The sequence below is a fragment of the Antiquaquibacter oligotrophicus genome (assembly GCF_020535405.1).
GTDB classification, from domain to species: domain Bacteria; phylum Actinomycetota; class Actinomycetes; order Actinomycetales; family Microbacteriaceae; genus Rhodoglobus; species Rhodoglobus oligotrophicus.
This window is the reverse complement of sequence record NZ_CP085036.1, coordinates 2,589,854-2,609,434: the sequence shown is the minus strand read 5'-3', so window position 1 is coordinate 2,609,434 and position 19,581 is coordinate 2,589,854. Positions and strand designations below refer to the sequence as shown.

Annotated in this window: 26 protein-coding genes, 2 tRNA genes and 1 riboswitch; of the genes, 10 read left to right on the top strand and 18 right to left on the bottom strand. The window is 64.9% G+C overall.

Translation table 11 applies throughout. From position 1 onward, the window contains the following. Window positions 1-9: 9 nt before the first annotated feature. Together LH407_RS12750 and LH407_RS12745 are read right to left on the bottom strand one after the other, a co-directional pair. Window positions 10-468: a GNAT family N-acetyltransferase gene (locus tag LH407_RS12750; protein ID WP_322133607.1), complete on the bottom strand. Its 459-nt coding sequence runs from the start codon at window positions 466-468 to the stop codon at window positions 10-12. Continuing rightward, on the bottom strand, window positions 465-1,346 hold the full coding sequence (locus LH407_RS12745; RefSeq protein ID WP_322133608.1) for a helix-turn-helix transcriptional regulator: 882 nt from the start codon (window positions 1,344-1,346) through the stop codon (window positions 465-467). Before LH407_RS12745 ends, LH407_RS12750 begins: the two co-directional genes overlap by 4 nt. Window positions 1,347-1,484: 138 nt before the next feature. Here LH407_RS12745 and LH407_RS12740 point away from each other — a divergent pair, with 138 nt between their 5' ends. After that, the gene (locus LH407_RS12740; protein WP_322133609.1) at window positions 1,485-2,435 is read left to right on the top strand and encodes an SDR family oxidoreductase; all 951 of its coding nucleotides are present in this window, start codon (window positions 1,485-1,487) and stop codon (window positions 2,433-2,435) included. Window positions 2,436-2,569: 134 nt separating this feature from the next. On the opposite strand, the gene LH407_RS12735 is transcribed toward LH407_RS12740, so the two are convergent. From LH407_RS12735 to LH407_RS12725, 3 genes are all read right to left on the bottom strand, one after another. After that, window positions 2,570-2,642: transfer RNA gene (locus LH407_RS12735), tRNA-Arg, on the bottom strand. Between the two features lie 26 nt (window positions 2,643-2,668). Further along, window positions 2,669-2,929 (bottom strand): thioredoxin family protein, encoded by a 261-nt coding sequence (locus tag LH407_RS12730; RefSeq protein WP_322133610.1) that lies wholly within the window; start codon window positions 2,927-2,929, stop codon window positions 2,669-2,671. 37 nt (window positions 2,930-2,966) lie between these two features. Continuing rightward, window positions 2,967-3,239 carry an OTU domain-containing protein gene (locus LH407_RS12725; protein WP_322133611.1) on the bottom strand — a complete coding sequence of 91 codons (273 nt, stop codon included), beginning with the start codon at window positions 3,237-3,239 and terminating at the stop codon, window positions 2,967-2,969. A 126-nt stretch (window positions 3,240-3,365) separates the two neighbouring features. Between LH407_RS12725 and LH407_RS12720 the strand changes: the two genes are divergently transcribed. The 7 genes from LH407_RS12720 (at window position 3,366) to LH407_RS12690 (ending at window position 6,748) form a co-directional block, all read left to right on the top strand. Further along, window positions 3,366-4,154 (top strand): SGNH/GDSL hydrolase family protein, encoded by a 789-nt coding sequence (locus LH407_RS12720; protein WP_322133612.1) that lies wholly within the window; start codon window positions 3,366-3,368, stop codon window positions 4,152-4,154. Between the two features lie 9 nt (window positions 4,155-4,163). After that, window positions 4,164-4,784 carry an oligoribonuclease gene (gene orn, locus LH407_RS12715; protein WP_322133613.1) on the top strand — a complete coding sequence of 207 codons (621 nt, stop codon included), beginning with the start codon at window positions 4,164-4,166 and terminating at the stop codon, window positions 4,782-4,784. A 35-nt stretch (window positions 4,785-4,819) separates the two neighbouring features. Further along, window positions 4,820-4,895: transfer RNA gene (locus LH407_RS12710), tRNA-His, on the top strand. A 54-nt stretch (window positions 4,896-4,949) separates the two neighbouring features. Continuing rightward, complete coding sequence (gene clpS, locus LH407_RS12705; RefSeq protein ID WP_322133614.1) at window positions 4,950-5,234, top strand: ATP-dependent Clp protease adapter ClpS; 285 nt, start codon at window positions 4,950-4,952, stop codon at window positions 5,232-5,234. Further along, the gene (locus LH407_RS12700; RefSeq protein WP_322133615.1) at window positions 5,234-5,728 is read left to right on the top strand and encodes a DUF2017 domain-containing protein; all 495 of its coding nucleotides are present in this window, start codon (window positions 5,234-5,236) and stop codon (window positions 5,726-5,728) included. The genes clpS and LH407_RS12700 overlap by 1 nt, the downstream gene beginning before the upstream one ends. After that, window positions 5,728-6,078: a metallopeptidase family protein gene (locus LH407_RS12695; RefSeq protein ID WP_322133616.1), complete on the top strand. Its 351-nt coding sequence runs from the start codon at window positions 5,728-5,730 to the stop codon at window positions 6,076-6,078. The genes LH407_RS12700 and LH407_RS12695 overlap by 1 nt, the downstream gene beginning before the upstream one ends. Before the next feature lie 73 nt (window positions 6,079-6,151). Then, window positions 6,152-6,748, top strand: coding sequence for a hypothetical protein (locus LH407_RS12690; RefSeq protein ID WP_322133617.1), 597 nt, complete (start codon window positions 6,152-6,154; stop codon window positions 6,746-6,748). Here the strand turns inward: LH407_RS12690 and LH407_RS12685 are convergent. The 4 genes from LH407_RS12685 to LH407_RS12670 form a co-directional block, all read right to left on the bottom strand. After that, window positions 6,745-7,215, bottom strand: coding sequence for a nucleoside/nucleotide kinase family protein (locus LH407_RS12685; protein WP_322133618.1), 471 nt, complete (start codon window positions 7,213-7,215; stop codon window positions 6,745-6,747). The two genes, LH407_RS12690 and LH407_RS12685, sit on opposite strands and share 4 nt — an antisense overlap. Beyond that, window positions 7,215-8,003 carry an energy-coupling factor transporter transmembrane component T family protein gene (locus LH407_RS12680; RefSeq protein ID WP_322133619.1) on the bottom strand — a complete coding sequence of 263 codons (789 nt, stop codon included), beginning with the start codon at window positions 8,001-8,003 and terminating at the stop codon, window positions 7,215-7,217. The genes LH407_RS12685 and LH407_RS12680 overlap by 1 nt, the downstream gene beginning before the upstream one ends. Then, window positions 8,000-9,367, bottom strand: coding sequence for an ABC transporter ATP-binding protein (locus LH407_RS12675; protein WP_322133620.1), 1,368 nt, complete (start codon window positions 9,365-9,367; stop codon window positions 8,000-8,002). The genes LH407_RS12680 and LH407_RS12675 overlap by 4 nt, the downstream gene beginning before the upstream one ends. An 80-nt stretch (window positions 9,368-9,447) precedes the next feature. Further along, window positions 9,448-10,044 carry an ECF transporter S component gene (locus LH407_RS12670; protein ID WP_322133621.1) on the bottom strand — a complete coding sequence of 199 codons (597 nt, stop codon included), beginning with the start codon at window positions 10,042-10,044 and terminating at the stop codon, window positions 9,448-9,450. A gap of 29 nt (window positions 10,045-10,073) precedes the next feature. Beyond that, a riboswitch (TPP riboswitch) is annotated at window positions 10,074-10,184 on the bottom strand. An 18-nt stretch (window positions 10,185-10,202) separates the two neighbouring features. Between LH407_RS12670 and LH407_RS12665 the strand changes: the two genes are divergently transcribed. Continuing rightward, window positions 10,203-11,129, top strand: a complete 927-nt coding sequence (locus LH407_RS12665) for an LLM class F420-dependent oxidoreductase (RefSeq protein ID WP_322133622.1) — start codon at window positions 10,203-10,205, stop codon at window positions 11,127-11,129. 119 nt (window positions 11,130-11,248) lie between these two features. Further along, a complete protein-coding gene (locus LH407_RS12660; protein ID WP_322133623.1) occupies window positions 11,249-11,758 on the top strand; it encodes an EXPERA domain-containing protein in 510 nt (169 codons plus the stop codon). Between the two features lie 19 nt (window positions 11,759-11,777). Here the strand turns inward: LH407_RS12660 and LH407_RS12655 are convergent, their stop codons facing one another. From LH407_RS12655 to LH407_RS12615, 9 genes are all read right to left on the bottom strand, one after another. Further along, a complete protein-coding gene (locus LH407_RS12655; RefSeq protein WP_322133624.1) occupies window positions 11,778-12,395 on the bottom strand; it encodes a M23 family metallopeptidase in 618 nt (205 codons plus the stop codon). A 67-nt stretch (window positions 12,396-12,462) separates the two neighbouring features. Continuing rightward, entirely contained in the window at window positions 12,463-13,266 is an 804-nt protein-coding gene (locus tag LH407_RS12650; RefSeq protein ID WP_322133625.1) for a glycosyltransferase, read from the bottom strand. A 35-nt stretch (window positions 13,267-13,301) separates the two neighbouring features. After that, entirely contained in the window at window positions 13,302-13,535 is a 234-nt protein-coding gene (locus LH407_RS12645; RefSeq protein ID WP_322133626.1) for a hypothetical protein, read from the bottom strand. Window positions 13,536-13,594: 59 nt separating this feature from the next. Next, a complete protein-coding gene (locus LH407_RS12640) occupies window positions 13,595-14,422 on the bottom strand; it encodes a DUF3097 domain-containing protein (protein ID WP_322133627.1) in 828 nt (275 codons plus the stop codon). A gap of 63 nt (window positions 14,423-14,485) precedes the next feature. Continuing rightward, window positions 14,486-15,040 carry a hypothetical protein gene (locus LH407_RS12635; protein ID WP_322133628.1) on the bottom strand — a complete coding sequence of 185 codons (555 nt, stop codon included), beginning with the start codon at window positions 15,038-15,040 and terminating at the stop codon, window positions 14,486-14,488. Window positions 15,041-15,112: 72 nt separating this feature from the next. Then, entirely contained in the window at window positions 15,113-15,784 is a 672-nt protein-coding gene (locus LH407_RS12630; RefSeq protein ID WP_322133629.1) for a M23 family metallopeptidase, read from the bottom strand. A 135-nt stretch (window positions 15,785-15,919) separates the two neighbouring features. Beyond that, window positions 15,920-16,327, bottom strand: a complete 408-nt coding sequence (locus tag LH407_RS12625; RefSeq protein ID WP_322133630.1) for a VanZ family protein — start codon at window positions 16,325-16,327, stop codon at window positions 15,920-15,922. A 59-nt stretch (window positions 16,328-16,386) separates the two neighbouring features. Further along, on the bottom strand, window positions 16,387-18,120 hold the full coding sequence (locus LH407_RS12620) for an alkaline phosphatase family protein (RefSeq protein ID WP_322133631.1): 1,734 nt from the start codon (window positions 18,118-18,120) through the stop codon (window positions 16,387-16,389). Next, window positions 18,117-19,565: a sugar porter family MFS transporter gene (locus tag LH407_RS12615; RefSeq protein WP_322133632.1), complete on the bottom strand. Its 1,449-nt coding sequence runs from the start codon at window positions 19,563-19,565 to the stop codon at window positions 18,117-18,119. The genes LH407_RS12620 and LH407_RS12615 overlap by 4 nt, the downstream gene beginning before the upstream one ends. Between the last annotated feature and the right edge of the window lie 16 nt (window positions 19,566-19,581).

Below are 19,581 nucleotides of genomic sequence, written 5' to 3'. Positions count from 1 at the left end.
AGCGACTGTCTAGAGAGTTCGTCGGATGACGAGGGCACGTTCCCCCGTCTGCGGGTCTCGTGACGGAAAGCCGTGACGGTCATAGAACCTCAGAGCGTCGACATCCGGCTCATCGACCTCGATCTCGAACTCGTGCGCACCACGTCGCCCCGCCTCCAGCACAGCGAGTGAGAGAACTGCGCCTCCCCACCCCAATCCGCGCTCGGTCGGAACGGTGTAGAGCTCATCGAGGAGCGCAACGAAACCGTGTGACCAGAGATTTGTTCTGAGAGTGACCACCGCGACCGAGCAGGCCGGATCGCCACCCAGGATCACAAACGTCGTTGGCTGCTCGATCAGCTCTCGAAGGCGGGATTCGATCGTTGCCGGGCCTGGCGTCGGGGTGTCGAACTCCCGGTTGAACGCGTCGAGCAAATGAGCCGCGACGGGGAGGTCGGCGGCGGATGCGAGTCTCGCCCGGCGCATCATCCGAGCGCCGTGTCGCCGTCTTCGGGGCGTGTGGCCGCCACCAAGTCTTCAGCGCCGATCACCTGGAGCAGCGCGAGCTTGTCGGCGCTCTCGCTACCGGGTTGTGCGGTGTACACGAGGAGCGAATGCGACTGAATCGGGTCGACGAGCACCTGACAGCTCAGCTCGAGCTCGCCGACCTGGGCGTTCACAAATCGCTTGACCTCGCGCGGCCTCACGCCGACCTCATGACGAGACCACAGCTCGCGAAACTCCTCGCTCTGAGCGAGGAGAAGCTCGACGTACGCTGCCGCCCGCGAACCCGGGCCGCGCAGGGTCGAGATTTCTCGGAGCCCCGAGGTCCAGAGCCTGCTGAGAAGGGCGTGGTCCTCCTCCGCGTACAAGTTGCGGGAGGCAGGGTCGGTGAACCAGCGGTAACCGATGCTCCGAGACGGTCCGGTGAATCGTGTGGTGTCGCCCGTGAGCGCCACACCCATGGGGGTCTGCCGGAGGGTCTCCCCCAACTCGGTCACGATTTCGGCCGGCGTATCACCGAGCCGGTCGAAGATGCGGAGCATCCCGGGTGCGATGTGATCACCGCTAGACCACCGCGCCGGGGGCTGATGTCCGGCGAGCCGGAAAAGGTGATCGCGTTCGATGAGCGAAAGATGCAATCCCTGGGCGATCGAGGCGATCATCTGCTCTGACGGCTGAGGACCCCGCTCGCGTTCGAGTCGCGAGTAATAGTCGGTCGACATGTGGCACAGCAGTGCGACCTCTTCGCGTCGCAGACCGCTCGTGCGCCGGCGCTGACCGCGAGGTAGCCCAACGTCCTCCGGCTGAAGCGCCTCGCGCCGGGTGCGGAGAAACTCCGCGAGCCCTGCTCTATCGATCTCCACGTGCCCTCCTCGTTTCTCCCTCCTTTGTACTAGCCCGCGCGCATCCCAGCCTGGGATTGCCAATCCGAGGCTCAGACGGCCCTGAATAGACGGCGACACACCCGGCACGGTGGAGGAACAACCACAAAGGAGAACGCCATGCCTCGCAAAACCATCAGCATCGACATTCCGGACCTCACCGGCCGCCGTGCCATCGTCACCGGTGGGACTGACGGGATCGGTTTGGGCATCGCCACCCGCCTCGCCGCAGCGGGAGCCGACGTCATCCTGCCCGCCCGAAACGTCGCAAAGGGCGCATCAGCTCGTGACGTGATCCTCGCCGCCGCTCCGAGCGCTAAGGTCACGGTTAGGCCGCTCGACCTTGCATCGCTCGACTCCGTCGAAGAGTTCAGCGAGACGATCGTGAAAGAGGGCGATCCCATCAACATCCTGATCAACAACGCCGGCCTGATGACTCCCCCGCGACGTGAAGAAACAGCCGATGGATTCGAACTGCAACTCGGCACCAACCACCTCGGACATTTCGCCCTCGTTGGTGGACTACTGCCCGCCCTCCGGGCGGGAAATGCGCGCGTGACGTCGCAGGTGAGTGTCGCGGCCAATGAAGGTTCGATCCACTGGGACGACCTCAACTGGGAGAAGACCCCGTACGGCAACGGCATGGACGCCTACCGCCAGTCGAAAATCGCGTTCGGGCTCTTCGCGATGGAACTCCACCGCAAAAGCCGCGCGGGAGGATGGGGAATCAGTAGCAACTTGTCGCATCCCGGAATCGCTCCGACGAGCCTCCTCTCCGCCCGACCCGAGATGGGACGTCCGAGGGACACGATGAGCGTGAGGGTGATCCGTACGATGTCCTCACTCGGCATCCTTGTGGGCACACCAGAAACGGCCGGCCTCCCGGCGCTCATGGCGGCGACCTCGCCCGACGCGCAATCAGGACTGTTCTACGGTCCGAGCGGACCAGGGAACGTCGGCGGCGCACCTGCGGAGCAAAAGATGTACTCGCGTCTTGAAAGCGTCGATGACGCCCGCCGCATCTGGGCGGAATCCGAGCGGATGACCGGGGTCAGCTTCCCCGAGGCGTGACAGCGCTAAACGGCGTGCCCCCGGCAGGAATCGACTCCCCAACGACACGGCCGGCACGCCGCAAGCGGCGCACCGGAACCGGCGTTGTGGGCCCACGAACAGGACCTCATCCTGCCGGCGCCACGCCAACGGCGTGCCCCCGGCAGGAATCGAACCTGCGACCAAGAGATTAGAAGGCTCCTGCTCTATCCGCTGAGCTACGGGGGCGGCGTTGACACGATACCGCAGCGAGGTCACACGGCCTTGGCGAGAGCCACGAGCACCTGGTTCACCGTGGGCGCCCCCTCCGCGCGGAACACCTCGGAGTCCGAGTTGTCGAGCACCACAACGGTGGGGGTGGAACGGATGCCCGCCTCCTCCGCGCGGTCGCTGTGCGCCGCGACATCCAGCTCCACAATTCGCGCGGACGGCACCAGCCGCTCGACTTCGCGCAGAACGCCCCGCGTGACCATACACGGCTCACAGAACGCCGATGAGAAGAAGAGCACCTTCATACCGACGTCAACTCTCGGCCCGTGCCGGAGATTCCCTCTAGTCGTCGTTGCGCTCGTCGAGGGCTTCGAGGGGCTCGCTGTCGGGGACATCCCATGAGTAGGTCACTTGGACCTGTTCGCCGACCTCGCGCGCGACAGGGTTGGCGTAGACGAGCTGCGTCTCCTTGCCGTCGACCGCGGCAATGACCGTGACCTCGTCGTCCCAGCTCCCGTCGGTGCTGATTCTGGTGTCGCTCTGGCCGTCGTACGGGCCTCCGCTGTAGAAGATGACGTACTCGTCGCCGTGGGAGAGTTCGGGAGTGTGTGACATGCCTCAGGTCTACCAGAAAGGCCTGACCACTGGCAGAGGTATACCGCCAGCGAACACTGCGTATACACTCCGTGATCCGCGCCACAAACGCTGGTCACGGAGCACCGCGAGCGTGACACTGATCCCGTGGAGTCGGGGTGGAATCGGTATGTAGCTCTCGGTGATTCGATCACCGAGGGTCTGTGCGACCCGATTGTCGGCGCCGGCGAACCGTGGCTCGGTTGGGCGGACCGGTTGGCGATCATCCTCGACGGCAACGCGCGCCTCAGCGGCTCTTCCTCCGCGTTCGCCAACCTCGCCGTTCGCGGCCGCCGAGTTCGCCACGTGGTCGAGGAGCAAGTTCCCCGAGCGATCGAGCTGCGGGCGGACCTTGTCTCGATCCTCATCGGCGGCAACGATCTCATGGGAGCACACGCCGATCCCGATTCGCTCGCCACCGAAGTCGAAAAGGGTGTCGCCGCCCTGCGCGCGGCGGGTATCGATGTTCTCCTTGCCACGTGTTTCGACCCGCGGTTCGCGTTCTTCCTCAAACCCCTGCGCGGCCGGGCCGCCGTCTACAACGCGAACCTGTGGAGTATCGCCCGAGAACACAAGACCTTCACCCTGGATCTGTGGGGCATCCGCGAACTTCAGTCGCCGTCGATGTGGTCAGAGGATCGTGTGCACCTGTCATCCTCCGGCCATCGTCTGCTCGCCTCGCGCGCCGCGCACTCGCTCGGCATCGCGTATTACGAGGTCGCCGCACCGCCCGCTGCGGCCCTCCCGGTCGCGCCGCCGAGGGCCGATCTCTCTTTCGCGCAGTGGGCGCGTCAGCATGCATTGCCGTGGGTGGCTCGACGCGTGCGCGGAGTATCCACGGGTGACGGGCGTTCGGCCAAACTTCCCCGACTGATCAGCGTCGCCGCCCGCCGATAGACTGCGGGAATGCCCTCGAACTCTGATTTGCTCGTTTGGATCGATTGCGAGATGACCGGTCTCGATGTTGGTGTGGACGAGTTGGTCGAAGTTGCCGTCGTCATCACCGACTACAACCTTGTCGCGGTCGACCCCGGCTTCAGTGTCGTGATCAATCCGGACCAGTCCGCGTTCGACAACATGAGCGACTTCGTCAGGGAGATGCACACCTCGAGCGGACTGCTGGAGGAGATCCCCCACGGCATGTCGTTGGCCGACGCCGAGTTCGCCGTGCACGAGTACATCATCAACCACGTGCCGACACCCAAGACCGCACCGCTCGCCGGCAACACCATCGGTACCGACCGCATGTTCCTCGCCAAATACATGCCTCGCGTCGACTCGCACCTGCACTACCGCAGCATCGACGTGTCATCCATCAAAGAGCTGTCGCGACACTGGTTTCCGCGTGTCTACTTCAACGCACCAACTAAGGACGGAGGCCACCGCGCCCTCGCCGACATTCTCGAATCGATCCGCGAACTCGAGTACTACCGCCGCGCGGTCTTCGTCGGCGAGCCGGGGCCGTCGACCGAGCTCCTTCAAGAACTCTCCGCTGACGTGGTGGAGTCTTTCGCCTCGCGGCTGTAATACACTTATCCGGTTGCCCCGATTGGGGCCACATGGTGGGCGTAGCTCAGTTGGCAGAGCGCTGGCTTGTGGAGCCGGATGTCGCGGGTTCGAGCCCCGTCGTCCACCCCAGGTGAAAACGGTCCGAGTCATCCGGGCCGTTTTCCTGTTTTACCGGGAGAGTGTGTGCCTACGACGTCGAGCGAGACGGAACTCTCCGAGCTCGTATCCCTCGACGTTCCGTGGGTCACGATCGTGTGGGACGACCCGGTGAACCTCCAGCCTTACGTGACGCGGGTCTTCCAGACCTACTTCGGTTACCCGCGCGAGGAGGCCGAGCGCCTCATGCTTCTCGTTCATAACGAGGGGAAGGCCGTCGTCGCGACGGGGCCGCGCGAGGAGATGGAGCGGCACGTGGAGGCGATGCACGGTTTCGGACTGTGGGCGACAGTGTCGAAGGCGTTCTCGTGATGCCGTTCAGACTGGAGGGTGGCCGCTATGTCGCCGCCTTTGCACAGCAAGAGGTCGAAGTTTTGCGTGAACTCATCGATCAGATGACCGCGATGCTCAACCCCCTTGCACCGGCGTCGCCCGATGAGTTGGGCATGAACGGATCGCACGCGGCATCCGACGATCCGGCCTTGAGACGGCTCTTCCCCGACGCCTACAGGGACGACCCGGATGCGTCGTCGGAGTACCGCCGGCTCACGGAGCAAACCCTCGCACTTCGTAAGGTCACCAACGCCAGTCTCCTCAGGGCGACGCTTGGCGACGGACTTGCCGAGCTCGACGCGCCTCAGGCCGAAGCGTGGTTGACGGTGCTGACCGATCTGCGCCTGATCATCGCTGTTCGACTCGGCATCGAGACCGCGGACGATGTCGGACATGACGACGAGGTCATGCAGGACATCTACCAGTGGCTCGGTTTTGTGCAAGGGTCGCTCCTCGACGCCATGGAGGGCTGATGGAGGACATCAACTCCGAGGACTTCGAACGGCTCGTCGTCGAGGAACTCGATCTGCTGCCCGACGAGATGGTCGACGGACTCGACAACGTCGTTTTTGTTGTTGAGGACCGGCCAGAGGATGGTTCGCTCGATCTCCTGGGTCTCTACGACGGTGTCGCCCTCACGGAACGCGGTACGTACGGTTTCGGAGAACTACCCGACCGGATCATCCTCTACCGCGAGCCGCTCCTGTCGGTGTCGGAGGATCTCGACGAACTGCGCGACCAAATCCACGTAACACTCGTCCACGAAATAGCGCATTTTTACGGAATCGATGACGATCAGCTTCACCGGCTAGGTTGGGATTAGCGCAGTCGTGGTTACCCGTGACCGTGGCGCGTCGGCACCAGGGAGGGAGACTACCCTGTTTAGAGGAGGTCTCATGTTCGGCAGAAGCACAGCACTGGTGGCAGGTTCGGTGGCGGTCGCCGTCGCCCTCAGCGGATGCTCGCTCCTCGAGGCCGGCGGAGAGCCGGAGCCGCTCACCGGTGTCGCTGCGTGTGCGCTCGGGCACGTCTGGGAACTCGACGTCGCAGACTACGCACCCAAGATGAAAGAAGAGTTCGCCCGCCGCGGACTCGGCGAGAACGTCGAGATCACGGGCACACAGCGACTCGACTGGAACGAGAAGGGCCACGTGCTCCTCACGGCTGACATGCAGCTCACGCTGTTCGTGCAGGTGACGGGCGACTTCGCCGTGACGGTCAATCAGCAGTACGCGGGCGATGTGACCGGCGCGGCGTACATTTCCGGCGACGTGGCGATCCCTCGCCGGTGGGACGACAGCGCCATGACGATCTCCACGCAGCCCGAAGCAAACGGCTCCCCCATCGAGGAGTCGCCCTGGCAGCTTCCCTCGCTTGTCGTCGACGACTCGGTCGGACTTGAGATCACGTGCGACGGCGACGCCCTGACGATTCACCCTCGCGGTGGCAAGGTCACCCAGGTGTGGACGAAGGTCGGCGACTCGACGATCTAGCCCGCGGCTGCCGTTACGACGGTCACGTCGGCGAGGCTCTGCGGATGCTCGCGCTCGATGAACGCGCGCTCCTGCGCGGCCCACCGCTCCCAGTGCGGGCGGAACGTCTCGCCATCGCGAGCGAGGGCACGACTGCGCCGAGTAGTGTCATCGGCTTCGAGCCACAGTGCTGTGGAGGCACGCCGACGGCTTTCGCGCGACAGAGCGCCCACCCCCTCGATGATGAGTGGCCGATCGGGATCGAGGGTGTGACGAGCCCCCGGCTGGTCGCCAGCCCAATCCCACGCCTGCCACTGGAGAGTGTCGATCATGCGCGGCACGGCGAGTGAGGCGTGAAGCAGTCCATCCCACCCCGGGTAGACGTCGTCGAGGCGAACGAGTTGGTACCGGTCGTCCAGGGAGACGAGCAGGCTCGCGAGGTCGGATTTACCGGAGCCTGAGCGCCCGTCGATGAGCGTGACATCCATCAGCCCTGACCCCCGATGAAGTTCCAGGAGCCGGTCGCTACCGAGATGCTGACGGATGCCACCGCCACGGCCACCGCGAGAGCAAGGAGCACCGCATCCGCACCGCGCAATCGCGACCGCCGAGCCCACGTCCGCGGGCCGGGCGCGCCGAAGGCGCGGGCCTCCATCGCGGTGGCGAGCTTGCTCCCCCGACGGATCGCCAGCACCAGGAGCGCGAACGCCTGACTGAGGAATCGACGGATGCGACCGCCATCACCCACACCTCGTGCCCGTCTGGCACGTTCGAGGCTGCGCCAATCCTCGGCGAACAGGCTCACGAGCCGCAGTCCCGCGAGGGCGCCGAGGACAAAACGTGCTGGCAGACGCAAGATCTGTGCGAAACCGTCGGCAAGGTCCGTCGGATCGACCGTCGCGAAGAGCACAACGGCCGGGAGGGCGATGGCAAGCACACGCAGCACCGTCGCGATGGCCAACTCGATGGAGCCGTCTGTGATGTGGACGAGCAGAAACTGCGCGTAGGTCTCGCCCGACGGTCTGCCGTAGAGCAGGATCGTGAACCCGCCCAGTACGGCCGCGATCCAGACGGCAGCAGTTCGCCGGAAGAACTGGGCGAGAGTGAGTCCGGCGAACGGGAACAGCAGGAACTCGGCGGCGAGAGCAACCGTGGCCGAAACCCAGTCGATGGAGAGCACAAGCGCGATGCTGACGAGAATGCTCGCCACGAGTTTGGTCACCGGGTTGATGCGGTGCACGACGTGTGTTCCCCGGGTCGGGGCGAGGAGAGTCATCGGGACCCCATCCGGTACACGTCGTCGGCGATCGAGTCCACGAGTTCTGCGTCGTGAGTGATCGCGACGATACCTGTGCCGTCGTCGGCGAGAGTGTTCAGGAGCCCGACCAGTTCGATCCACGTGGTGCGATCCTGACCGAACGTGGGTTCATCGAGGACGAGCATCCGTGGCTTCGTGGCGAGGACGGTGGCCACCGAGAGCCGACGTTTCTCGCCGCCCGACAGGGTGAAGGGGTTGGCGCGCTGGAGCCTCTCGAGCCGGAGACGAGCGAGCAGGTCATCGGCGATGGCCTCGAGGTCGGCATCCGGATATCCGAGAAGGCGGGGACCAAAAAGCAGTTCGTCGCGAACCGTCCGGGCGAGGAATTGATGCTCGGGGTCCTGAAATACGGTCCCCACTCTCGTGAGCAGCTCGCGCGAGGCCCAGCGATACGGCTGCGCGGAAAGGCCTCCGGCGAGCGGACTCGCGTCGAGGGTTCCTCCGAGCGCGGGAATGAGGCCTCCGAGAGTGAGGCCCAGTGTGGACTTGCCGGCACCGTTTGCGCCTGTGATGGCGAGCACGCGGCCCGATTCCACACGAAGATCGATCTCGTCGGCGACGATGACCCCCCGCGCGGGCCCTACAGCGAGGCCGGTCGCGGACTCCAGAACGGACGAGTCGCCGCGCCGTCGCACCGGAACCGTCGGCGGAAACTCCGGCACCCAAATGCCGGCGTCCGCGAGTTCAGCGCCCCGGTCACCGAGCACACGGTCCGGTGCACCGTCTGCGAGCACACCCCCGTCGGCGCTCAGGACAACAACCCGATCGACGAGGTCGCGCCATACGGCGACCCGATGCTCGACGATGACGAGCGTCGCGCCCGTCGTCTCCGCAACACGTGTCACGGCATCCCGAACCTGCTTTACGCCATCGGGATCGAGATTGGCGGTCGGTTCGTCGAAGATGAGGATGCCGGGTCGCATGGCGAGCACGCCAGCGAGAGCAAGCCGCTGCTTCTGCCCGCCGGACAATGCGGTCGTCGGGTGATCAAGCGGAACATCGAGCCCAACGGCTTCGAGGGCCTCGCTCACGCGGTTCCAGATTTCGTCCCTCGGCACGCCGAGGTTCTCGCAGCCGAAGGCGACATCGTCGCCAACGCGCGCGAGCATGACCTGTGAGTCGGGATCCTGCAAAACGAGCCCCACCGTGCCGCGCGCCTCTCGCGGATCGCGTCCTCCGACGAGCAACTCGCCGACGGACTCTCCCTCGTCGTCTCCGAGTACCCCGGCAATCGCCTGCAGCAGCGTCGACTTACCGGAGCCCGATGAGCCGAGCAACAGCACACGTTCACCTGCGTCGATGCGAAGGTCGAGATCGGTCACGGCCCACGCCAAGCGGGACGCGTGGCGCCATCCCCACCCCCGTGCGACCACGGGGGTGGGGATGACTGACGGCGAGGATGTCACACGCGCGCGGCGTTCTCGCGGCCGGAGGCAAACCGATCGAGGGCACCCGTGCGCGCCAGACCGCGTGCGATGAGCCACGAACCGAGGCCCGCGATGATGGCACCCGAGGCGATCGCCGACGCGGCATAGGTCACCTGGAAGCCAAGCGTCGCACCCGGGTACCAGAGGATGAGGTCGTTGATGCCCATGGCGAGCCCGGCCGCGGCGCCCGCCAGGACGGCGACATACGGGCTCCACACGCGGTAGAGGAACAGGAGGAAAATCAGCTCAGCGCCAAGTCCCTGCACGAGACCGGCTTCGATGGTCAGCGGGCCCCAGGAGGCTCCGAGGAGAGCGGAAACCGTCGCGGCGACGAGTTCGGTGAAGAGCGCGGCTCCCGGCTTACGGATGATCAGACCGCCGAGAACACCGGCGAACAACCACACGCCGTACATGAGTGCCTGGAGGCCCGGAAGTGCTGCCTCGAGCGGTGCGGTGAGGGGGTTGTAAACCTGGTTCCAGAGGAAAAAGACAAGACCGGCGGCGACGCCAATCACAGCGGCGATGACGATGTCGACGACTCGCCAACGGAAACGGTTGGTTGATGCGGACATAAGGATGTGCCTTTCGGGTTCGAAACGGCACGGGTTTCAAGAGGCCTCCCTGCGCTGGCATGATCCAGATCAGGTTCGACGGTCGAAGCTTGGAGAAGCTTCCTCTCAGCCCGGCTCACCGGACTCCCGTGTACGAGACGTAAGCATAGGCTCGATGTATGGACTTCCGCATCTTCACCGAACCGCAGTACGGCGCCAGCTACGAGGATCAGCTACAGCTCGCGCTCACCGCCGAGCGTCTCGGGTTCGGCGGATACTTCCGCTCAGACCACTACTCGACGATGAGCAAACACCGCGATGCATTGCCCGGGCCCACCGATTCGTGGGTGACGTTGGCGGGGCTGGCGCGCGAGACGAGCACGATCCGACTGGGCACGCTCGTGTCATCCGCGACCTTCCGGCTGCCGGGAATCCTCGCCATCGAGGTCGCCCAGGTTGATGCGATGTCGGGTGGGCGCGTCGAGCTTGGACTCGGCACGGGTTGGTTCGAGGCAGAGCATCGGCAGTACGGCATACCGTTCCCCGGGAAGCGGTTCGGGCCGTTCGAGGAGCAGCTGGAGATCGTCACCGGGCTGTGGGGAACACCCGTCGGTGAACGATTCAGCTACGCGGGAGAGCACTACACACTCGAGGACTCGCCTGCCCTCCCGAAGCCGACACAACAGCACGTCCCCCTTATCGTCGGCGGTGCCGGCGCGAAAAAGACCCCGGCCCTGGCGGCGCGTTTCGCCGACGAGTTCAACTCGTGGCGCGCCGAGCCCGAGGTCACCCGGGAACGCATCGCTCGGGTGCGGGAAGCGTGTGAGGCTCTCGGCCGCGACCCGGAGTCGATGGTGTTCTCGATTGCGGGCACGACGGCGGTCGGCCCGACCGAGGCCGAGTTCGCGCGGCGGGCGGATGTCACGGGGCAGAGCACCTCGGATCTTCGAGCATCCGGGTTCGGCGGTTCGGCATCCGAAGTCCTCGACGTTCTCGGTGGGTTGCAGGAGCTCGGGGTGTCACGCGTGTACCTCCAAGTGCATGACTTTGCCGACCACGAGCAACTGGAGTACATCGCCTCCGAGATCCTGCCCGCCCTCCAGTAGAGCGGGACGTCGCTCAGCGCCACTCGCCGCGCCGCGGTTTGGATGCGGCGCGGGTGTCTGAACAGGCGCGCCCGCGGCAAACCTCAGCGCGCGCCAGGCGCGGGGCTAGTGTGGTGCCCGTGACGGATGCAACGCTGCCCAATCTTCCGCTTCGCGCGCGCCCGATCGACATCGTGTTCGCGGTGTTCTTCACCCTGTTCATCGTCACGTCGTGCATCGCGGATATGCTGCCCACTCTCGGCGTCGATTTCAGCAGGCCCACGGGCAATTTCCTGGTCGACTCGAACTACTGGTACGCGCACGACGCAGACCCACTCTTTATGCATCCGCCCGTCTGGATGCGCATCGTCACGGGGCTGTCCGCATTTGTGTACATGCTCTTTTACCTGGTGCTCGTTCCGGCCCTCATCAAGGGTTGGAACTGGATCCAGCTGCCCGCCGTGATCTACGCGACGATGATCGCGTCAATCACGGGCATCGTCGTCTTCGGTGTCGAGTTCTTCGGCGAGCCGGAGTTTCGCACCGGCAACCCCGCGAAGTTTCTCGCGTTCAATCTGCCCTACGTGATCGTGCCGCTGCTGCTTCTCATCCGCATGCGCAAGCCACTGCCCTTCACGCGAAAGTTCTAGGAGCCGGACCGGAGCGAGGTTACGGCAACCACGGCATGGGGTCGACGCGCACGCCGCTGACCCACACCTCGAAGTGGCAGTGCGCCACCGAGGCATTTCCGCTGTCACCGACGAGTCCGATCGGTTCCCCTGCCGCCACAACCTGGCCAACGGCAACGGTGGGTGAGCCTTCGATGAGGTGCGAGTACAGGGTCGCCACACCACCGTGATCGATCTTGATGTACTGACCCCAGCTGCCCCCGAGTTCGACTTCGACTACAACACCCGGGGCCGACGCGACCAGCTGGGTGCCGTGACTGCACATGATGTCGATGCCGTTATGCATGCCGCTTCCGCGCGGGCCGAAGCCGTCGTTGACGGGTGCCGAACAGGGCCACGTCGTGAGCAGACCGGCGATGGGGGTGACCGACACGATGGGCAAGGGGTCAGGCTCGGGCGGCTTCGGCATCTCCACCGTGTAGCCGTCACGCGCTAGCGGAGTCTCCTCGTAGTCATCCACGGTGACGCGCTGCGGGGGTGGCGTCCACCCCCCAGCCTCAGTCAGTGTGGCGTCCTCGGGCTCGGAGAAGGCGATCGCCGGCATCATCATGGTCGCGCCGAGAGCGGCGGCCGCGGTGAAGGCGAGTGGGCGAAGCACGCCCCCCAGTCTGCCTCGGTTCTGCCTCAGAGTCGAAACCTCACCCGGATTACGGAGGATACGGCGCCTACCGCTGGAGCTGCGTGACCTCACGCATGACCTTCAATGCGGGGTATGCCGAGAGGAAAATCGCCATCGGGGCGCGCAGCGTGAGCGAGCGGACGTTGTGGCGATCGTAGGTGCGCTCAAAACGCATCACGTAGTTGTAGAACTCCCGCGGCGAATCGTCCAGACGACGAGCAGACATGCCGGTGACCATGTCCGACGAGTACGCGATACGCAAGCCGTGCTCGTGGAGGTGAAGGCTCAGGTCGATGTCCTCGTGCAGTTCGTCCGCTGCATCCATGCACGCATCGTGACGTATCTGGCGCCACGCGCTCGCACGGATCGCCATGTTGCTCCCGAAGAGCAGGTGCGACTCTTTGGTGACCTTCACGAGCGCACGTCGCAGCGCGTCGTCGGCTTTGTGTCCGAACCGCCGCAAGGGCATGTCGTAGTAGATGACCGGACCCGTGGATGCCGAGACCTCCGGGTCAGCGAAAACGGCCTGCACTGCTTCCACCCACGTGGGCTCCAGCACGGAGTCGGCGTCGATACGCCCGATCACGTCACCCGTGGCGTGGTCGAGACCGAAGTTGCGGGTGGGAATCAGACCCTGGGTTGTGTCCTGACGTAGGTAGTGAATGGGCGCGTCGGGGTAGGTGGCCTGCAGCGCATGCACGACACCGGCGGTGCCATCGGTCGACTTGTTGTCAACAACGATGATCTCGGTTGCCGCGACCGTTTGATGAAGCGCGGCGAGCACGCAGGCCCTGATCGTGTCTTCCTCGTTGTATGCAGGGATCACGATGGACACGCTGGGCAAGGCCATAGCGCCACCGTACACGACGGGGTTCGGTGCGCCTCTCAGTGAGCTGACGTGTCCCGCGCGCGACGACGCGTCGCGATGACGAGCAGCGTGGCGCCGATAAGCATCACCGCGCCGGCCCCGCCAACGAACAGTTCGAAGGCGCCCAAGGCGCTACCGGTGGCCGCGAGTTCGTTGGAACCGTCGGACGACTGAGCGTGGGCTGCCAGAGGAAGTGCCGAGAGAACGAAGGTGGTTGCGACGGCGACAAGTGCAGCAATGTACTTCTTCACGCGATCACCCCTCTCCCGGAATCCATTCAGTTCTATGAATCATACCCGCCAAGGGGCATTCACGGGAGAGTGACGAAGTCGATGAGCTCTTCGACCCTGGCCAGAAGAGACGGCTCGAGATCGGTGTAACTGTCGACCTTCGAAAGGATGAGTTGCCACGCACGAGCGATGTCGGCCTGGTCTGCGTGCGGCCAGCCGAGAGCCTCGCACACGCCGTGTTTCCACTCGGTGCCCCGCTCGACCGTCGGCCACGCCGTAAGTCCGAGACGCGCTGGTTTCACCGCTTGCCAGACATCGATGTACGGATGCCCGACAACGAGCACGGACGAGAACCGACGTTGCACGGCCTCCGCGATGCGGCTCTCCTTCGACCCGGGAACGAGGTGGTCGACGAGAACCCCGGCGCGCCGATCGGGAGCGGGGCGGAAGTCTTCGAGCACACGCTCCAGATGGTCGATTCCCTCGAGGTACTCGACGACGACCCCTTCGACACGCAGGTCGTCGCCCCACACACGCTCGACGAGCTCCGCATCGTGGCGACCCTCGACGTAGATACGGCTCGGCAGTGCAACACGTGCACGGGCATCCTCGACAGCGAAAGAGCCGGACGCCGTCCGTCGCTGAGCGGGAGCCGCCGCCACGGGACGACCGAGGGTGACACGTTTGCCGTCAACGAGGAACTCGGCGCTCGCCGGGAACGTTCGCACCCCACCGCCGCGATCCTCGAGATGGACGAGCCCACCGCCGAACGTGACGACGGCACCGGTGAATCCGGATGCCGGATCCTCGAGTACGAGCCCGTGCGAGATCGGCACAACACGCGGCTTCTCGGTGCCTCGACGGGAGAACCCGGCGAGGACGTCAGGTCCGTAGCGGTCGTCGGTCACCGGACGAGGGTACCGCCGCGCACGGCCGCATCAGGGATGACACGGCGCTCACGATCGAGGCGACTAGAACCCGAAGTCGCCGCCGAAATCGCCACCGAAGTCTGCTCCCCCGAAATCGCCGAGACCGTCACCGGAGTCGCCGGCTCCCCCCGCATCGGCCGACTCGGCACCGGTGTCCGCGCCAGCATCGGCTGAAGCATCCGCAGGCGGCAGAAACGCACCGACGATCGCGGACCCGATGACGTAACCCGCGATCGTGCCGAGCAGGGAGCTGCCGACCATCGAGCCGAAGCTCGGACCCTGGAAGGAACGCTCCATGGTGCCAGGCTGGCGCAGTTCGGAGCGCGTGGCCGACTGGGCGAGCGAACGCGCGTCGTTGCCGCGGGGAGCTTCGCCCGCTGGGGCGTTCGCGGTCAACTCGTCGAAGATCATGGAGCGCTGAGCATCCGTGAGCTTCGCAAAGGCCTCGGTGTGCACGTGCTCGATCGTCTCCGGCGGCGCGGTGCGGAGGAGGTAACGATAGCGCTCGACGGCGATCTCGTCGTCGTTACGCTGCCGGCGCGGAGGTGGGGTCTGCTCGGCTGGCTCGGCACCGAAGAGGCGGTCAAGGAATCCCATGAGAGTTCTCCATCCGGCGGCGCTGTGCCGCCGCTCTCACTCTAGGGATGCCGTCTGAGGATTCTGCTTGATTCAGCTATTAGCGTGCTCGAGAAGCCATGTCAGCGGGTTGATCTGAACGTCGTCGACGATCACCTCGAAGTGCAGGTGCGATCCCGTGCTCGCGCCGGTGTTTCCCACCAGTCCGAGTTGGTCCCCGCGAGCCACGGTTTCTCCCGCGGAGTGGGCGATCGATCCGTAGCGCATGTGGGCGTAGACGGTGCGCACGACCTGACCGTCGATGTTGTGCTCAACGACCACGTGGACACCGAGGCCGCCGCTGTCTTCGGCCGCTTCGACGACAATGCCGTCGGCGACCGACTCGATTGGGTAACCGTCTCCCGGGGTCAAATCGATCCCCTTGTGGTCTGACGAGCATCCGGCGCAATTGCGGTAGCCGTAATCGCTCGTCATGGTCGTGTTCGCGGGAACCGGCCACTGTACGAGGGAGAACTCCGTCACGCCGAACCCGTCACGAACCGCGGGCACGGGGAGATACGCCTGGGCGAGAAATGCCTGGCCTGGTGCACGGGTCTCGAGGGCGACAGGTGTCGCCGACGCGGGCAGCGCGGGGATGCTCATGAAGGCGTAGGCGCACGCGAGGGCCGCGAGGGCCCTGCTGCGCTTGTTGAGAGAGAGCAACCCGACGTAGGGGGACACCTGTCGGCGGTGCAGAGCACGGGTGGAACGGCGGTACTGGGGCAAGCGTGAAATCCTCGATGGTGCGGCGCACGACACGGCTAGGGATGCATCGCGGCATGGAACGGTCAGGCGAGGGTGGCGAACAGCCACCGCGCAGACAGGGACCGAGTCGCGGCGGTATCACCCTGCCGGCTCGAACTAGTCCTGGGGAATTCCCCGACTTCCAGCCTGCGGGACGATGCTGGGAACAGCATGTGAACGAATGGATTCGAGCCGCGCCGAGATCACGATCACACCGATGACAACGCCGAGCACGGCCCCGATGCTGGAAAGCACGATATCGAGGACCGATGCCGAACCGTCCGGCATCCAAATGGTCTGAGCGGCTTCAACCCACGCGGCCCCGAGCACACCAAAACCGATGGCAACCCACCAGCGACGACGGCCCATCATGAGCGTGAGCAGGAACCCGACCGGCATAAAGAGGACTACGGGAAGCCACCACCACTGACGTCCCGACGTCGCACCCGGCACGAAAGTGAGCCCCACGAGCATGCCGATGTAGAGGAAGGCGACGAGCACAAGCAGGTGTCGGCGCCGGATCATGACCACGAGTGTCGCAGAGCAGCCTTCGTGAATGGTGAGAAAAGCGTGAATGCGCGGTGCTAGTCCCGATCGCCGAACAGACCCTTACCGTGTTTGACCAGCACGTCGTAGGCGTCGCCGTACGTCTGCGGCACCGGAACGTCGGGTTCGTACTTGGCCAGCAACAGCCCGAGTAAGCCCTGAGCGGGCGCCGACAGCTCGCGCTTTTTGTGTTTGTCGCTCGGCTGCGGAACGCTTTCCGGGTTTGTCGGAAGGTACTGCGGGTGGGTGATCGGCCATTCCCACGGCTGCCGTGGAGTCGAAAGGTTCACCGCATTGAGGAAGGTATTGGCCGTCGCATCCCGCCTCGTCAAGGGGCTCAGGCCGTGGAGACGATTGAGGGACGCGATAAGCGAGCCGTGGTGCATTTCGTCGTGGATGACCGTTCCGGCGGCGGTGTAGGCGCTCACGAGGATCGCGGGCACACGGCATCCGAGTCTGTCGAATCGGAAGCCCATCTCCCCTTCCGGAGCGTCCTGCGTTGGGGGAACCGCCGTCGGGGGTGCGACGTGATCGTAGGTACCGCCGTGCTCGTCGAAGGTGACGAGCAGCGCTGTGTTCATGGCGTTGGAGCCGGTGTCAGAATCAGCGGTGCGCAGTGCCGAGTAGATGGAGTGGAGAAGAGCCTCCCCCGCGCGTACGTCGGAGAGGGCGCCGTTGAAGACTTCGACGCCGTCCTCATCACCCTCGCGGAGAACGCCGACCGGTGGGTGCATGTCGTTGTGGTTGAAAACCATCCGAGGTTCGATGAACGAGTAGGCCGGAAGATTGCCCTTCTCGACGTCGTCGAAGAACTGTTCCATGCTGCGGAAGTTGGACTTCCAGTACTGCTGCAACACCGGCGCATGCAGGACACCGGTGAACGAGACCATCTGATCCACGTCGTAGTACACCCGCCAACTGAGCCCGGCCTCCTCGAGCCGGTTGAAGATCGTGGGCTCCGCCGGAGCATCGATCCACTTGTCGTAACCGCCCAGATCCTTGTTCGTGACGAAACCGTGCGACGTCGAGGCGTGAAAAAACGACCGGTTGCAGAAGGTTTGCGAGGGAACGCCGCAGTACCAGGCGTCAAAAACCGCGAAACCCTTGGCAATCGCGCTGAACACCGGCAACATCTCTGGCGTGAAGGACCCCATCGCCACCGCGTATTCATCGGATGAGGGGTCTGCGCCTTTCTTGATGCGCTTGTAGTTGACGATGTAGTCCTTGACGAACCCCGACATGTCGGGTTTGTCGCCGGGCTTCGGCGCGTTGTAGGGGGCAGCGAGCGGATGCTCGTGGAGCTCGGCGTTGGTCTTCGGGTCGATGATTCCGAACAGCTGTGTATTGACGTGCGGGTAGGTCTCCCCCGGGTCGGGCTGGGGGTGGCGCATGATCTCGTCGGTGCTGCCGCTGTACGGGTGGGCGGGAACCGAATCTCCCTGTGGCCCGGGATTGGAATAGCTGCCCTGCGCGAGTCCGTCGAAGTCCGAGGAACCAGACTTCTCGTCAACCCCGTACAGGTACCCCAGGATGTTGTCGAAGGAACGGTTCTCGTACATCACCGTCACGACATGATCGAAGCCCGGCTCGTGTCGCGGCTCCAGGGGGTCGAAACCCGCGGGCGCACGCGTCGAGTTGACTGCGGCCGCGATGCCGCCAGCGGCGGCAGCACCCGCAGCAAACCCGCCGACCCCGACCGCTGCCGACCGTAGGAAGGCTCGGCGCGACGGGCCTGTTGGCGTGTCGTCCTTCTGCGGTGTCTCGTCGGTCATGCAGACACTGTATGACGCGGATCAGCACCACCGGAGCGCGCACCGCGGTCGAGGAGCGTGTCGGCATCCTCGAGGCTCGTTCCCTTCGTCTCCGGGATGAGGCGCAGCACAAAAAGGAACGACAGTGCGGCGAATATCGCATACGCACCGTACGTCAGCGGTAGCGAGAAGGCGGAGAGTGAGGGGAAGCTCACGGTGACAACGAAGTTGGCGATCCACTGGGCTCCGGCGGCGACCCCGAGAGCCTTGGCGCGGATCGAGTTCGGGAAGATCTCGCCGAGAAGAACCCACACGAGTGGTCCCCACGACACTCCGAAGGCGATCACAAAAATGTTTGCGGCAACGAGGGCCACGGGCCCCCAGGCACCCTCGAGCTGCGGGCCGTCGCTTGTCACCGTCGCTTGGCTGAAGGCGAGAGCCATCACACCGAGGGAAACCGCCATGCCGAGCGAGCCCGTGAGAAGGATGGGGCGCCGACCGACCCGGTCGACGAGCGCAATCGCCACGAGTGTCACCGCGATGTTGACGATCCCCGTCGCCACCGAGATGCCGAACGAGGCCGACTCCGGGAAACCGACCGACGACCACAGCTCCGTCGAGTAGTAGAAAATCACGTTGATTCCCACGAACTGCTGGAACACCGAGAGTGCGATGCCGATCCACACGATCGGTTTCAGGCCCGTGCGGGGTGAGAGGAGCGTTCCGGTGCGTTTGGCCTCGGCATCCTTGGCGAGGGAGTCACGGATGTCTCCGATCGCAGCATCCGCGTCCTGCCCTGGCCAGTACTTCTCGAACACAACCCGAGCTTTCGCCTCGTGTCCCTTGAGCACGAGGTATCTCGGCGATTCGGGAAGCCGGAGTGCGAGGACGCCGTACACGACACCCGGAACGACCCCGACCAGGAACATCCATCGCCACGCATCGAGACCGGCGATGACCTCGGTGGCTCCCCCGGCGGCATCGGCAAACACCGCATCGGAGAGGAGCGCCGCGAAAATACCGACGGTGATCGCCAACTGCTGGAGCGAACCGAGGCGCCCGCGCATATCGGACGGCGAGATCTCGGCGATGTAGGCGGGCGCGATCACCGACGCGATTCCGATGCCGAGGCCTCCGATCACACGCCACAGGATGAGGTCGGCGACGCCACCGGCGAATGCCGCTCCGATCGCGCTCGCAATGAAGAGCACGGAACCGATGAGCATGACGGGCACACGACCGAGTCGGTCGGCCAGGCGGCCAGCGAGCACGGCGCCCACGGCACAGCCGAGGAGGGCGACGGCCACGGCGAAACCGGTGAGCGCGGCACCGAGCGAGAAGTCGCTGCGGATGGCATCGACTGCCCCGTTGACGACAGACGAATCGAACCCGAAAAGGAAGCCGCCGACCGCACCAGCGATCGCGAGTCCGATGACCTTACGGTTCGTGGGTGTGGCTGCGGACACGAGGCTCCTTCATTGG

Bases quoted from the DNA above. Each gene is read 5' to 3' on its own strand.
- LH407_RS12700 (WP_322133615.1), top strand. From the start codon at position 5,234: ATGCCGTTCAGACTGGAGGGTGGCCGCTATGTCGCCGCCTTTGCACAG.
- LH407_RS12725 (WP_322133611.1), bottom strand. From the start codon at position 3,239: ATGTCACACACTCCCGAACTCTCCCACGGCGACGAGTACGTCATCTTC.
- LH407_RS12730 (WP_322133610.1), bottom strand. From the start codon at position 2,929: ATGAAGGTGCTCTTCTTCTCATCGGCGTTCTGTGAGCCGTGTATGGTC.
- LH407_RS12670 (WP_322133621.1), bottom strand. From the start codon at position 10,044: ATGTCCGCATCAACCAACCGTTTCCGTTGGCGAGTCGTCGACATCGTC.
- LH407_RS12750 (WP_322133607.1), bottom strand. From the start codon at position 468: ATGATGCGCCGGGCGAGACTCGCATCCGCCGCCGACCTCCCCGTCGCG.
- LH407_RS12695 (WP_322133616.1), top strand. From the start codon at position 5,728: ATGGAGGACATCAACTCCGAGGACTTCGAACGGCTCGTCGTCGAGGAA.
- LH407_RS12685 (WP_322133618.1), bottom strand. From the start codon at position 7,215: ATGGATGTCACGCTCATCGACGGGCGCTCAGGCTCCGGTAAATCCGAC.
- orn (WP_322133613.1), top strand. From the start codon at position 4,164: ATGCCCTCGAACTCTGATTTGCTCGTTTGGATCGATTGCGAGATGACC.
- LH407_RS12665 (WP_322133622.1), top strand. From the start codon at position 10,203: ATGGACTTCCGCATCTTCACCGAACCGCAGTACGGCGCCAGCTACGAG.
- LH407_RS12740 (WP_322133609.1), top strand. From the start codon at position 1,485: ATGCCTCGCAAAACCATCAGCATCGACATTCCGGACCTCACCGGCCGC.
- LH407_RS12680 (WP_322133619.1), bottom strand. From the start codon at position 8,003: ATGACTCTCCTCGCCCCGACCCGGGGAACACACGTCGTGCACCGCATC.
- LH407_RS12620 (WP_322133631.1), bottom strand. From the start codon at position 18,120: ATGACCGACGAGACACCGCAGAAGGACGACACGCCAACAGGCCCGTCG.
- LH407_RS12625 (WP_322133630.1), bottom strand. From the start codon at position 16,327: ATGATCCGGCGCCGACACCTGCTTGTGCTCGTCGCCTTCCTCTACATC.
- LH407_RS12635 (WP_322133628.1), bottom strand. From the start codon at position 15,040: ATGGGATTCCTTGACCGCCTCTTCGGTGCCGAGCCAGCCGAGCAGACC.
- LH407_RS12690 (WP_322133617.1), top strand. From the start codon at position 6,152: ATGTTCGGCAGAAGCACAGCACTGGTGGCAGGTTCGGTGGCGGTCGCC.
- LH407_RS12650 (WP_322133625.1), bottom strand. From the start codon at position 13,266: ATGGCCTTGCCCAGCGTGTCCATCGTGATCCCTGCATACAACGAGGAA.